Annotated in this window: 11 protein-coding genes, 1 pseudogene and 1 CRISPR repeat array; all 12 genes and pseudogenes read right to left on the reverse strand. The window is 65.4% G+C overall.

What is annotated here, in order from left to right; all coding sequences use genetic code 11:
* Positions 1–21: 21 nt before the first annotated feature.
* The 12 genes and pseudogenes from ACK1X7_RS37330 to ACK1X7_RS37380 all read right to left on the reverse strand — a co-directional run bounded on the left by ACK1X7_RS37330 (position 22) and on the right by ACK1X7_RS37380 (position 13,292).
* Entirely contained in the window at positions 22–1,281 is a 1,260-nt protein-coding gene (locus ACK1X7_RS37330; protein ID WP_413116287.1) for a hypothetical protein, read from the reverse strand.
* Between the two features lie 179 nt (positions 1,282–1,460).
* Positions 1,461–2,039 carry a CRISPR-associated endoribonuclease Cas6 gene (cas6, locus tag ACK1X7_RS37335; RefSeq protein ID WP_413116288.1) on the reverse strand — a complete coding sequence of 193 codons (579 nt, stop codon included), beginning with the start codon at positions 2,037–2,039 and terminating at the stop codon, positions 1,461–1,463.
* Between the two features lie 464 nt (positions 2,040–2,503).
* Positions 2,504–4,291: direct repeats of the CRISPR family, unit length 29 nt; unit sequence GTCGTCATCACCCCTGGAGGGGTCGCAAC.
* Positions 4,292–5,619: 1,328 nt separating this feature from the next.
* Positions 5,620–6,411 carry a SpdA protein gene (locus ACK1X7_RS37340; protein ID WP_413116289.1) on the reverse strand — a complete coding sequence of 264 codons (792 nt, stop codon included), beginning with the start codon at positions 6,409–6,411 and terminating at the stop codon, positions 5,620–5,622.
* A 179-nt stretch (positions 6,412–6,590) separates the two neighbouring features.
* A complete protein-coding gene (locus ACK1X7_RS37345) occupies positions 6,591–6,971 on the reverse strand; it encodes a hypothetical protein (protein WP_413116290.1) in 381 nt (126 codons plus the stop codon).
* Between the two features lie 210 nt (positions 6,972–7,181).
* On the reverse strand, positions 7,182–7,391 hold the full coding sequence (locus tag ACK1X7_RS37350) for a hypothetical protein (protein ID WP_413116291.1): 210 nt from the start codon (positions 7,389–7,391) through the stop codon (positions 7,182–7,184).
* A gap of 125 nt (positions 7,392–7,516) precedes the next feature.
* Positions 7,517–7,819: a hypothetical protein gene (locus tag ACK1X7_RS37355; RefSeq protein ID WP_385146080.1), complete on the reverse strand. Its 303-nt coding sequence runs from the start codon at positions 7,817–7,819 to the stop codon at positions 7,517–7,519.
* Positions 7,820–7,947: 128 nt separating this feature from the next.
* Positions 7,948–8,607 (reverse strand): hydrolase, encoded by a 660-nt coding sequence (locus tag ACK1X7_RS37360; protein ID WP_390795700.1) that lies wholly within the window; start codon positions 8,605–8,607, stop codon positions 7,948–7,950.
* Positions 8,608–9,259: 652 nt separating this feature from the next.
* Positions 9,260–9,394, reverse strand: a complete 135-nt coding sequence (locus tag ACK1X7_RS37365; protein ID WP_413116292.1) for a hypothetical protein — start codon at positions 9,392–9,394, stop codon at positions 9,260–9,262.
* A gap of 961 nt (positions 9,395–10,355) precedes the next feature.
* Positions 10,356–11,195 carry an alpha/beta fold hydrolase gene (locus ACK1X7_RS37370; protein WP_385146086.1) on the reverse strand — a complete coding sequence of 280 codons (840 nt, stop codon included), beginning with the start codon at positions 11,193–11,195 and terminating at the stop codon, positions 10,356–10,358.
* Positions 11,196–11,679: 484 nt separating this feature from the next.
* Positions 11,680–11,891: pseudogene (locus tag ACK1X7_RS48315) on the reverse strand (ISAzo13 family transposase); the annotation flags it as partial.
* A 21-nt stretch (positions 11,892–11,912) separates the two neighbouring features.
* Entirely contained in the window at positions 11,913–12,320 is a 408-nt protein-coding gene (locus ACK1X7_RS37375; RefSeq protein ID WP_413116293.1) for a helix-turn-helix domain-containing protein, read from the reverse strand.
* 504 nt (positions 12,321–12,824) lie between these two features.
* Positions 12,825–13,292, reverse strand: coding sequence for a MarR family winged helix-turn-helix transcriptional regulator (locus ACK1X7_RS37380; protein WP_385146090.1), 468 nt, complete (start codon positions 13,290–13,292; stop codon positions 12,825–12,827).
* Positions 13,293–13,350 lie beyond the last annotated feature (58 nt).

Below are 13,350 nucleotides of genomic sequence, written 5' to 3' on the forward strand. Positions count from 1 at the left end.
CTTTCCTGCCAGGTAAGCCATTCAGACCGCTCCCATCTCGTCGTCTTCGTCGAGGCCGAGCAGGGGCCGCTCCAGCAGCTGCTCGGTCCGGGCTTCCTCATCCGCCGCCTCGGCCCGTGTGTCACTGACGGCCACGCCACGCTCCTGAAGGATCTGGAGCACGGTGGCAGCCAGCAGCATGCGCTGTTCCCAGGCGCGGGGGCGCTGCTGGATCAGCGGCCTCCAGTCCTCCGGGCCCGCCGCCGCAGGACGGCCGTCGAGCGTCAGGCGGAAATGTGCCTGCATCAGCAGGGTGCCGAGCTTGTAGTCGCTCAGCGCGACATTCCGGTACTCGGCCAGCCGGCCCCGGGGGCTGCCGCTGCCGTGTTCGATCCAGTCGGCGACTACGGTCGCCACAGGCTTCAGGTCCGGGTTCATCCCGAGAACCTCCTCGGCGTAGATGAAGGCGAGCCGGGTCAGGGCCGCTCGGTTCCGTGTGCTCCAGCACCGCTCGGGCTCGGCCAAGACGTAGTGCAGCTGCGACAGCAGTGAACGGCTCCGGCCGTCCTCGGCCTCGAACAGCAGCCGGGCCGCCTCGGCCGGACCACTGGTCACCAGCTCTCCGCTCTTCTCGTGCCGGGTGAGGGCCACCTCCAGCAGCCGCCAGCCCCTCCGCAGCTCGGCATTGCCCTCGACGGTGGCCAGGAAAGCGGGTACGGCACGGCGCGTCCGCGATACCCGCAGCCACGGCTCCTGGTTGTCGTTCTTGAAACTCCACAAAGTGGAGGCGGCCGGCAGCCCCGCGCGCAGGGATCGCATGGCTCGGACGGCGACAAGTTCGGCGCGAGCGCCGGCGTGCAGGCCGCTGAGCCCAAGGTGCATGATCTGCTGAGCCCGCCGGACATTGCGTGCCACGAAGGATCGCTCGGCCCCCTCCTCCTCGCAGGACAGAACGGTCGCCGACCCCGCCGTGACCCAAGCGCCGTAGGGAAGGGTCCACGCCGCGATACGGCACCCCCGGCACACAGGCCAGCCCGCGACCCCGGGCGGCAACGTGTTCAGCGCCTTGTTCGTATCGAACATCGGCAGCATCGACTTCGCCCATACCGCCGATGCGGGAGTCCCACAGAAGGTGCACGGGCGGGTGGGTGCGTGCATGTCGTCAGCGGTGAACATCTCCGCGACGGCCACTTTGAGTACGGCACGATCGCGAGGCCGTTTGCTGTGCGTCGCCTTGGAGTTCGGATAGAGAGCGAACAGCACTTTCCACCAGTCATAGGCCGGTGCGTCCTTCGCGGCCACGGCCGCGGCACTCACATCGTCCACCAGGCGGGAGGCCACCGTGTCGAGATCGGTCTCGGTCACTTCCCCGGGCGTCGTCCGCTCGGCCAGTACAGCCACCGCCCGTGCCCCGGCACGCTGCAAAGGATGACTCGTTGCCGCCAGCGGCACCGTGGCCGGTACGACGCTGCCGGACACACTCACCGGATCCACCCGAAGCCCTGCACGGTATCCAGCCCCAGACCCCAGGAGCGCAACGCATCCACGTAGCGAGCATCCGCCTCCATCGCCACCCGCACCTGCGCACCGATACGAGGCGCTCCCCGCACGGTGAACCGCCTCCGCGGTCCAGCCTCGAGCACCCGCAGACCATGCGGCGCCGGGAGCCCCAGGACGTCCGCCTTATGAGCCAGATTGTGCTGAAGCCGTTCGAGGTAATGATCATCCCCCGGCAGGAGGTAGCGGCTCTCGTGCTTGACCACCACCGGTGTGGCCGTGCTCAACTCCACCGGGCCGCCCGAGAACTGACCGCTGACGTCGACGTTGAAGCCACGTACCTTCAGACGCGCCGCGCCCCACACGATCTCAGTCCGGGACGCCAACGACGCCACCAAAGCCGCCGCGATCTCCGGAATGGGCGACCCCAGCCACACCGACCCATCATTCGAGGTCGTGTACACACCGTTCTTCCTCGGCGCGCCCTTGAACTGAGGGCTGGTCATCCCCAATGGCTTCAGCGACTTGCCCCTCCACCCTTCGTCATGCAGCGACTGAGCCATCGCGGCATCGTGGCTGCCGAGCAACTCATACATCACCCCCCGCGCTGGCCCATGCACCTCCTCCCACCGCAGACTCGGCCGATCCGGCTCGACGTCCACCCTGATCCGCATCACACCCCCAACGACTCCGCCAACGACCCTGCCGCTCTGCTGACACAGCGACCAGCCCGGACAGGAAAGGACCCTAGCCGAGCAAAGGGAGGTAAGGTGCGAAAACTTACAAAGTATCTTGAAACGTCTTCATCAGTGCTATATATCGCACTCGTCAAACTCCACCGACGTGTTGCCGCCAGTGGAACCGAACCCGCAAACTAGCGGGCACCACTGACAACAACCCCGCACGGCGTGTAGTGCTCACACGTCATAACGCTCTGACCTGCTCTGATGCACTACTGCCGGGTCGCTGCAAAATCCGCCTGGGAACGCCGCAGGAAGACGTGTCCGACCTGTGGCTTTACCCTCGGGTCGTCATCACCCCTGGAGGGGTCGCAACAGGCTCTTCCGCGGCTTCTCCAGGCGCTCGAGGTCGTCGTCATCACCCCTGGAGGGGTCGCAACGCGTTGATGCCCTCCCAGAACAGGGCACCCATGGTCACGGGTCGTCATCACCCCTGGAGGGGTCGCAACGTGGAGAACACCGCCGAGCACGCGAGCAGCGCGAGCAGTCGTCATCACCCCTGGAGGGGTCGCAACAGGGATGGACCACCTACTGGTTCGCCCCCTTCACCGGGTCGTCATCACCCCTGGAGGGGTCGCAACAGGCCGAAGCCGCCCGCGTATGGGCCGCCACCAAGCTGTCGTCATCACCCCTGGAGGGGTCGCAACATGAACGGTGTGCTCTCCTCGTCGTCGGGGCCGGGGGTCGTCATCACCCCTGGAGGGGTCGCAACAGCACCGCGGACCCCCGCCGCTGGGCTCCCGCCGGCGTCGTCATCACCCCTGGAGGGGTCGCAACATTGCGATGAGGCGTGCAAGATGCGTTGCGTCCGGTCGTCATCACCCCTGGAGGGGTCGCAACGGGGTGACTTGGACCAGGACGGCGCGGGTGTCGCGGTCGTCATCACCCCTGGAGGGGTCGCAACACGGACACGGGTCCGGCACGTGGGACGGCCAGGGTGTCGTCATCACCCCTGGAGGGGTCGCAACCGGAAGCCTTCGCCAGTAGGCCCGGTCTGTTCCCGAGTCGTCATCACCCCTGGAGGGGTCGCAACTCTGACGGCACGAGGCGTGCTCGCGCTCCGCCCACGTCGTCATCACCCCTGGAGGGGTCGCAACCAGGCCCCGGCCGGGGGTGGTGGCGGCTGGGGTGGTGTCGTCATCACCCCTGGAGGGGTCGCAACATGATGGACAGCGGCGGCGCGGCGGACTCGACCTCGTCGTCATCACCCCTGGAGGGGTCGCAACCCGTGCAGTCGGTGATGTTCCGGATCCCCGCCGCAGGTCGTCATCACCCCTGGAGGGGTCGCAACCGGATCATCATGCGGAACTGCTGGGCGGTGTGCATCGTCGTCATCACCCCTGGAGGGGTCGCAACGTCGGCGGCCATCCCCGGGGCCGCGCCCCGTCCCCCGTCGTCATCACCCCTGGAGGAGTCGCAACATGAACCCATGGCTGATCGCGATCCAGAGCCCGGCGTCGTCATCACCCCTGGAGGGGTCGCAACGCGGCGTCCGGCTGGTGCGGTACGAGGGCGGTCACTGTCGTCATCACCCCTGGAGGGGTCGCAACACCCGAACGGCCACGACGCCGTCACCGACGGATACCGGTCGTCATCACCCCTGGAGGGGTCGCAACACGATGAGATGTGGGACCTGTTACGACGCCGCATGCGGTCGTCATCACCCCTGGAGGGGTCGCAACTGCAGGCGTGGAACGACACCGGGGCGACGGCGGACCGTCGTCATCACCCCTGGAGGGGTCGCAACATCAGCCCGAAAATGGTGTCACGCAGGCGGCGGCCCGTCGTCATCACCCCTGGAGGGGTCGCAACAATGTGCCCAGCGCGAGCGCGCCCCACCCTGCAGTGGTCGTCATCACCCCTGGAGGGGTCGCAACCCGTGCAGCCAGTCGCGGGCCTGCTCGATGGTGGTGGTCGTCATCACCTCTGGAGGGGTCGCAACACGAGCCCGGCTGGCAGCTGCTGTACCTCCTCGTCAGGTCGTCATCACCCCTGGAGGGGTCGCAACGCGTGGGTGTACGAGACGATCATTTGGGGTTGCTCCTGTCGTCATCACCCCTGGAGGAGTCGCAACGTCAGCGGCCACTGGGGCGGCTCGCCCGGGCGGCCCGTCGTCTCAGCCCTGGAGGGGTCGCAACGAGCTACCCAGTGCACCTGCCTCGGACTCGACCGAGGCCGTCATCACCCCTGGAGGGGTCGTAACATCCCCATCGCCTCCGCAATTTCCCTCGGTCCGTGGGGGCGCCCGTCATCAACCCTGGTGGGATCGCAACGGACACGTCTGAGCATGGCAGACACAGCGCCTGCCTGCTGTCGCAGCCCTGCTGGGATCGAAAAGTGAACAACGCGACGACCGCCAACAAGGTCCCGGGGTGACATCAGTCCAGCAATATTCACAACGCCGACGCAGTGCTCTCAGTGCCGCTCGTCTTAACACTCCACTCACCAAGCGAGCAGGGGAAATAACGGAACGCTTAAGTAGGCGGAAACCCTCTAGGGCTGATTAAATGCCCAGCAGCGCGCGCCGAGCCAGAATGCTGTTGCGATCCCTCCAGGGCATGGACACCTGCGATATCTCATCCCGCAGCCGCGCTCGCCGTTGACAGATCCTGGAATTTACAAGAACCCGGACAGAGACGTCAAATGGGGGCGATGAATCGACCTGCGGCCGATCAAGGAGGCAGCGCTCTAACAACATCTACGGCCATTCCTCGAAAATCTGATCGTATGCAGCAGGGCTAGATAGCAGGACGCGGCCCGCCGATTGAGCGGGGCTCCGATCATGCAGGTATCCCCTTACCTTTCAGCCCCTCCTCGCCTCGCACAGGCAGGAGGCCGTTACCACGACATTGTTGGCCCCTACGAGTGCCATTACTCGCCCAATCTGCGTAGCGCTCGCCGTTGCCAGAATGCTCGACCACCATGTTGTGCGACTCTCGCGAGCAGCATTCGGATAGTCGAATTCCGTAGCTCTGCGGGCAACCGAGAGGTAGCACGATGGCGGCATTTGCATTGCGACCAGGTGGAGAATTTCCTCCCGACTTTACGATCATCCTTCTTTTGATTCTTTGTTGTAGCATCGGCTACATGATCGGCACTGGCGAAGTAGAGCATGCTGTAATGAATCTCTTCGCGGGCATGATGGGTGTGATCGCGTAACTGACGCCGGAGCAGAAGAAAAGAGGGAAGTACGGCGGCCTGGCCGAGCGCCTTGAACAGGGTATGCCCCCCGGTCAGAGACCTGGTGGCGGACGAGTCGGCCTGTACGCCGGGTTCCGTCTCTCCTGTTACCTCATGGGGGGTGCGCTTAGCACACCTGTATCAAGAGTCGGCCCCTCCGCCCCGGCCCATCCATCGCGCGAACCTTCTCGCCCGCACCAGCGACGCCACTATGACGAGTCGATCAACCTGGCGCGTCGTGAGGCATCCCCTCAGCCTTCATGCGGTCGCAGTCGTCCGCGCGCACCATGGCCACCAGCATCCGGGATCTTGCCGCTCCCACATGAAGGCGCTTCCGCAACGTCTCTGCTGAAATCGGACGTCGATGCGCTTCCCAATGCCGAGCGTCCTCGCGCCGCGCGCGCTGCAGGAGATCGCCCTCGTCAGATTCGGGGTCACTTTGTTGATCAAGACTTTCGAAAGGTGGGGAACATGCGCCCTCGGCATGCGCATGCTCCGTCCCGACGACCGTATGAATCGCAGGGCCCTCCGTGGCAGCATCTGGTCCCAGAGTCGCCGACTCCTCTGCCCCGACGCCGCTGATCGCTTGAAGCAGGCCCGGACCGACCTCTGCCCAACCGATCAGTAGCAACGGTCCGACCGCATCAAAAGCAGCTTTCCCCGACTGGCCGGCCAGTAGCGGATCCGTCACGTTCAGCGCCAGAGTCATCACACTGGAGACAACCAGTAGGCGCCGCGCCGGGCGGAGCTGCTCCGGACGCGCGCCGTGCAGCGCGAGGTACCGGGTGCCCAGCAGCAGCCCCAGCACCGACAGATCAACTGCCGGAGCCACCAGAGGTGCTACCCACGGCGGTACACCCAACCGCAGCGCCAACGTCCACACATTCCCGAACCCGAACAAGAACGTGAGCCCGACCACTGCAGCCATGATCGCTGTTACCCCGCGGAGCGTGATCGCCCGTTCGATGGAGCCACTCGGGCGAGCATGGGCGTCCGTCCACTCCCGGTCAGCCATCAGACCGCCCCCTCCGGCCAGACTGGTCCGCCGGGACATTCCGCTGCAGGGTCGCCAGGATCCGCATCTTCACAGCGAACTTGGGGCTCTGCGATCAGTGGCGCTCCGCCGTGAAGGGCCAGGTCGGCCCGCAACACGACCGGTTGGGGTTTTGGGTCAAGTCCCCCCTCGGACACTTACTACGATTTTACGTATACGGATGCGGGTCGTGACTCAACGGTCACGACCCGCTTCTTCATGTTGTAGGTGAGCGTGAGGCCGAAAGCCTGGTAGAGAGGGGCTTTGCGGTCGGCGGGGGCGGCGATGTAGGTGACGCGGGTCCGGGTGTCCATGCCGGGTTCGGTGTCTCGCATGTGGATTTTGATCAGGCGCGCGGGCGGGTGATCGGGTCGGTGCGTGAACTCGGCGCGGATCTTGTCCAACGCCCAGCCGGGCAGCACTCCGCCGGGGGTGGAGAGCCCGCTCGGTTCATTCAAGGCAGGGGTCCACACGGTGGTCGGCAGAGGGTGGGATGCGCCGGGGCGGCTGGTGGTGCTGCGGTGGTGGTCGGACTTCGTCATCGGCTGGTGGCGCCCGGGAGCGGGGATCCGGCCGTCTGGTGCTGACGTGATCAATAGAGATTCAGACCGCGGGCCTTTGCCACTGGCCCGCAGACTCCCAGCTTTCTGAAAGCACTCCCAAGCCCTCACAGTGGCCGGGGCTGAAGCCGGCACCCGGGCTCCCCCTGCCTGCCGGCACCGTCAGGCGCCGCCAGGCGTTTGGAGGACTGCTCAACGAGTACCCCACCACGCTACTCCGACTGCTTTACCATCCACAGGAAATGCCCAGCTCGGCAGCCTGATCGGAATATTGGCACCCTTCAGGTCGAGGGTGACCCCATCGACGTCGGCCGAGGCCAGGTCCGGCAGTTGTGCGGTGCACAGGAAGGTGCTCGACACCGCCAGGACGGCCGGTGTCGCGCTCGTCGCGTACACCAGCACTGCCAGCGGTATGAAGGCCGCTCCGACAGACGACTACCGAGCCACTGAGAAGGCATGCCTCACTTGAGCAGAGACGGGCCGCCGGAAAATGTGGCGACCCGTCTCGATGACTGTGATTGACCCCCTTACTCAGCGGTGAGAGGTTCCGCGTAGGGAAAAATGAGGTCTCCGGAGGACGAGTCCGGTGGCGACACCACGATTTGCCGTGACCCGTTCTGGAACTGACCGAGCTCGTGGCCGGAAATTCCCTGGAACTGGACCTGCAGAAACCTCGGTTGTGGCCATTCACCCTTCACACCGAACCGGACATCACCCATGACTGTCGGGAAGGTTGTCTCCCGCGCGTACGCCGAGAGGTTCTCGTCGGTGAAACCGCCGGTCGCCTCGACGGCTTGAGCGATCACCTGCATCTTCTGCGGGCCGATCATGGCACCTCCGGCCATCTTCGGCCGGTAGTGGTGAGATCGGATAGCCTGTGCCAGGCCGATCGAGTCGTCCAGGTAGGAACACCGACAGGCAGTACCCCATGCGGACGGGAGCCTGTCCCGCGGCGATGTCAGACGTCGCTTCCGGCGCGTCCTGTGGCGAGCAGCTGCGTCTCCCAGGTGAAGGCGACGCCGGTGGCGCCCCCGTGCTGAAGCAGAATCTCGGTCAAGCCCGGGACCGTCTCCTCACGCGCATAGTCGCGCTGCCACTCACTCATCACGGCCAGCCAGGTGATCGGTACCACTCCCGCCTGGACCATGCGCCGCACGGCCATGTCATGAGCTTCCTTCGAGGCACCGCCCGAGGCATCGGTGACGACGAAGACCTCGAAGCCCTCACCCGCCGCCTGTATCGCGGGCATCGCGACACAGACCTCCGTCCACAGCCCGGCGATGATCAGTTTCTTGCGGCCGGTCGCCTTGACGGCGTCGACGACGCGCTCGTCCTGCCAGGTGTTGACGAACGTGCGGTTGATCGGCTTCTGCTCCGGGAACACGTCCTGTAGCCCCTTGATGAGGTAGCCGCCGCGCTCCTCCAGCACGGTCGTCAGGATGGTCGGCACGTCGAACGCCTTGGCAGCCTTGGCGAGGCCGACAGAGTTGTTCACGATCATCGTGGGTTCGTGGCTGTTCAGGTTGGCGAACTGGAACGGCTGGTGGTCGATCAGGACGACGACGCTCTCCTCGGGCGTCAGCAGCGCCTGCAGTCCGGACTTTGCTTTGTTGCTCATGGGGTCCCTCTCCGGGTGGGTGTATCTGCGTGGGTGTATCTGCGTGTTCAGAGTGCTCAGACGGACGCTGTCGATCCCGACGCCGGAATACGGCCGTGCGCGTCCGCGCAGGCACCCCTGAAGCCGAGTCGGTCAACCACCACGCTGAATCGGCTGATATCGCGTCACGACTGGGCTCGGCCGCAGTATCGAGACGGTTCGCGGCATCAGTAACGGCTCGCCCGATCAAGTGGATGACGTGTCACCTACGTTAGTCATTGACACTTGATGCGTCAACTAGATGCCGATCCGTCGTCCGTACCCGAGCCCACGTAGGCGACCGGACTCCAAAGTGGACGCGCCATCTCCCGCCTGAGGCATGCGTCACGGGTCCCTTGGAGGGTCGCCGCCGCCGTGCTCACCGGGCGGATTCCCAAAGTCCGAACCGAGTTCGGGAAGACGTGGAAGACGTACGGGGTCATGGGGATCACTCCGGAGCTCCGCGCGAACGCGCGAACGCGCGAACGGCCTGGTTTAAGCCGCAAGCGTGCTGAGCGACTCATGCGTCAACACGTCGCCCAGGGACGTGAGGCTGCGGCACTGCGTCGTGACCCACGTGATCCGGAGGCGACAGCGCCACGACCCAGACGTAGATGTGGGCACCGGACACGGGTCACTCTGGCCGGTCGTCCAGGTTCGCGATGATCCTCTCGGCGAGGGTGCGCAGGTGCGTAACCTCGGTCGCGCTGAGGTCGGCGAGCACCGTGTCCCAGGCGAAGACGTCCTGCAACGGCAGTACCCGCTCCACGAGGTCGAGGCCACGCCGCGTGAGGACGGCCTGGTAGGCACGGCCCTTTTCGGGGTGTCCTCGCGGCGGAGCAATCCGTCGGCCTCAAGTGAGCGGAGCGCATGTGACAGGCGGCTCTTGTGGAATCGTAGTGCCCGACTCAGTCGGGTCAGACCCGTGGTGTGCCGATCTGTACCGGCGAGCAACGCGCGGATCTTGAAGTGGCTGTGCGGGATGCCGGCGTCGCGCCGAGTCTGTCGCTCGAGCTCGGCTTCGACCAGGTGCGCGAGGATGACCAGTGACTGCCAGTCCTCCCTCCGCTCCTGCGGCAACCGGGGCCGGGCGAGTTCCGCGGATTCGGCGGAGGCGCGGGCCCGCCGTCCGCTCGACCGAGGCGTCGTGAGATCAGACAATCGGTCATCCGCCTCTCCCGGCTTGCCAAGCGGCGAAGCCTTCGTAATACATTGCACCCGCAGTGAGTTGCCGGCTCAGCTCGTCGGTAAGAGGTTCTCGGTAGACCTTGGCCAGTTGCAGGTGGGAGTGACTGACCTACGAATCCGGCATGCGAATAGCGTTCGCGGTGACCAGCAGTGGCGTGCACAGAAACGTTCAACTCCCGGGCAAGCATCGCTGGCGACGGCTCGGCGTCGGTGAGCCGTCGCTCCGCGAGGTTCTTCGCCGCCTGGGCGAGGGCCGAGGCAAGGTGAGTGCTGGTGGGGCGTACCGAATCGACTTTGCGGCAGGTTATCGAGAGCGGCCCGGACAGGCGCGATACGCACCCGTGGGTCGGCGACGTCGCCGACCTGGACGCCGTCACCGCACTCATGGACGGGGTGGCCGAACGGTTCGGGCGTCTGGACGCACATCGCCGTCGATGGCGGCCTGACCGCCTCGAACGGCCAGGCCGATCTCTTCCACTGACCGCGAGGCGACCATGCTCGGTCCGCCGACTCCGTCGGCGGACCGTCACGAAAGGTCGGGGCTAGCCGAGGAAGGAACGCAGGGCCGAGTTGACCTCATCGGCGTGCGTCCAGAGCAGCCCGTGCGGGGCACCCTCTATTTCCACGTACCGCGCCTCGGGCAGGTCCCGTCGGAAGCGGCGAGCGGTGGCATCGATGGGCAGGATCTTGTCAGATGTGCCGTGCAAGATCAGGGTGGGCTTGCCGCTGTCGCGGACCGCTTGGACATCGGCGCGGAAGTCTTCGATCCAAGCGGGAACGACCGCGTAGGCTGCCACGGGGGCACTCGACGTCGCCACGTTCCAACTCGCGGTGACGGCCTCCTGGCTGATCCGACTTCCGAGGTTTTCCTCAAGATCGTAGAAGTCCGAGAAGAATTGGGTGTACCAGGCGTACCGGTCGCCTTTCGCCGCTGCCTCGATCCCGTCGAACACCTCCTGTGGCACACCTCCAGGGTTGTCTTCGCGGGCGACCAGGAAAGGCTCCAGTGAAGCCAAGAAGGCGATTTTGGCCACCCTCTCATGCCCGAATAGCGAAACGTAGCGGGCGGCCTCGCCCGTACCCATCGAGAAGCCTACGAGGACGACTTCACGAAGGTCGAGCGTCTCCAGCACGGTGTTGAGATCCGCCGCGAACGTATCGTAGTCGTACCCGGAGCCCACCTTCGACGACTTGCCGAAGCCTCGGCGGTCGTAGGTGATGACGCGGTATCCGGCGGCCAGGAGATCTCGCGTCTGCCGCTCCCAACTGTGACCGTTCAGTGGGTATCCATGAATGAGGACAACGGGTTGACCCGCGCCATGATCCTCGTAGTAGAGCTCGACCTGCGTGCTGTTTTCATGACCTACAGTAATGTACCCCATTTACTTTCTCCTCCTGGATCGCTGTGGGATTCGGCGCTCGATGTATCAGATTCTGCGTGTTTCGTGGCTACTTTTCGACCGGCATCGACCACTATCCGCTTTCGCGCCTACGCAGGCAGATACTGTGGCGGACGGCGGGAGGCCGGGCCGGCGAATCCACCCTCCTCGGATCGCCGTCAGCGGCATCAGTCCACGCGCACCTCGTCGGCACGTTCACCTGACGCGGCACGTGATCGGTAAGCGGCCTTGACTTGGTCTTCGACCTGTGTGGCGCGGTAATGGACCATAGGGTTGCCGCTGTTGGTTGCGCCGGGGGACGAGGTTCTGGGCCTGCTTCGAAGCGCCGCCCGAGGTGTCGTTGTTGGCGACCATCGTTGGTTCGCGGGGGCAGCGGGCCGAATGCGGGATGGTCGGCTGACCGACCCGCCTCATTTGGTTGACCTATCATCTATATTAGCATCACTCCTCAAGGACCCGCTGAGGGTCAACATGCTGGTTTGGTCTTCGTGGGGCTGCTGTTGGCGAGGAGCGTGGTGTCAGCGGGTTTCTGGAACCTGATTGTCGAGGGCGCAAGATCGTGTACCAGTGCTCGGCCATGAGTGGCTGGACTTGGTGGACGGCCCCGGTGAGGGTGCCGCCGTTGGCTCCGAAGTGCTGGGCGAACAGACTTTGGGTGCCGAGTTTGCGCAAGTAGAGCGACGCTGTAGCCGACCTTGCTCACATGGCTCGTCCATCTTCTGGCCAATCGGTCGACCAGTTCGTCCAGCGCCCCTGTGTGGTCGTGCCGGTCAGCTCCGGGTTGTGGCAGACACCCGGGGCCGCACTCGACGACCACCTCCACTGATGCCGGTGGTGCGGATCGGTGGGGTTGTGCCCGATCAGCGCGAACAGGTGGTCTCGCTCGTCGGCGGTGAGCTGGAGCGCGCTCGCGAGCGCAGTCGTCACCTGCTCGGACGGGCGCGGCCCGCGGCGTTGCTCGAGCCGCGTGTAGTAGTCCGTGGAAATGAAGGCGCGCTCGGCGACCTCCTCGCGACGCAGGCCGACAACCCGGCGAGCCGACGGCCAGTCCGGAACCAGAGCGGCGCGGCGGCGCCGGAGGAAATCCGCCAGCCTCGATCGATCCACGTGCCCAGGGCACTCTCCCGGCAACTGGGCTGCGAGGTCCACGTCTGCCACCGCGGGTCCGCGCAGCCCTGGTAACTACTCAAGCAGCGGTCGGCGCGCCGGAGGCCGGTCGCACCTCCTGAGTCACGCTGCGGGCGGTGAGCGTGATGCCGGGTGCGGCTACTCCTGCCTTGATAGTCAGAGGTTGACAAGTCAACTATATCGTCGTAGGATTTTGATTGATGGATCAGATGACCCCGGGCCCTTCCTGCTCCGGCGTGGGAAGAGTGGAGGAAAACCCCGTGTACATCGCTATGGCCGTCCGGTGATGTCTCCGTCGGGCTGCGGTCCCGCATGGGGTTGAGCGCCGGTTTCGGTCGCGACCTCCGGATCGGCGGGTCACCTGTCGAGGCGGCTGCGGAGTCGCCGGAGTCCCTGGTGAGAACGGCCCGCGCACCAGGACGCCCTCGACGGATGGCGCAGGGCTACCTTCCATGATCCAAGCAGTCGCGTCCCCTCGCCCGGTCAGTCCGGCTGCTTCTCCATATGGTCCAGGACACGCTTGGAGATCCGGCCGAGTGTGCTGAGCTGGTTCGGGGTCAGGGCGTCGATGAACAGGCGGCGGACGTGCTCGACGTGCGGGGGCGCGGCCTCTTCGATCGCCTTGTAGCCGGCCGGGGTGGCGACGATGAATGCTCCGCGTCCGTCGTCGGGGCATTCCTCCCTGGCCACGAGCCCGCGTTTCGCCATCCGTGTGACCTGGTGGGACATTCGGCTCTTCTCCCACTCCACGAGTTTGGCCAGATCCAAGAAGCGCATTCGCCCGTCGCCTCTTTCGGTGAGGCTGACGAGCACGATGTAGTCGGAGGCGGACATTCCGGAGTCGGCCTGGATGCGGCGGGACAGCCGTCCGATGAGGGTCTCCTGCATGCGGATGAAGCTGTCCCAGGCGGCCTTCTCTTCCCGGTTGAGCCAGCGCGGTGGTGCGTCCATGGGGGCAGTCTAACGAAATCGTTGACAGCTCATCTACTCGCAGTGGCGGCCATGCAGC

Source organism: Streptomyces sp. CY-1 (assembly GCF_047218265.1).
Taxonomy (GTDB): domain Bacteria; phylum Actinomycetota; class Actinomycetes; order Streptomycetales; family Streptomycetaceae; genus Streptomyces; species Streptomyces niphimycinicus.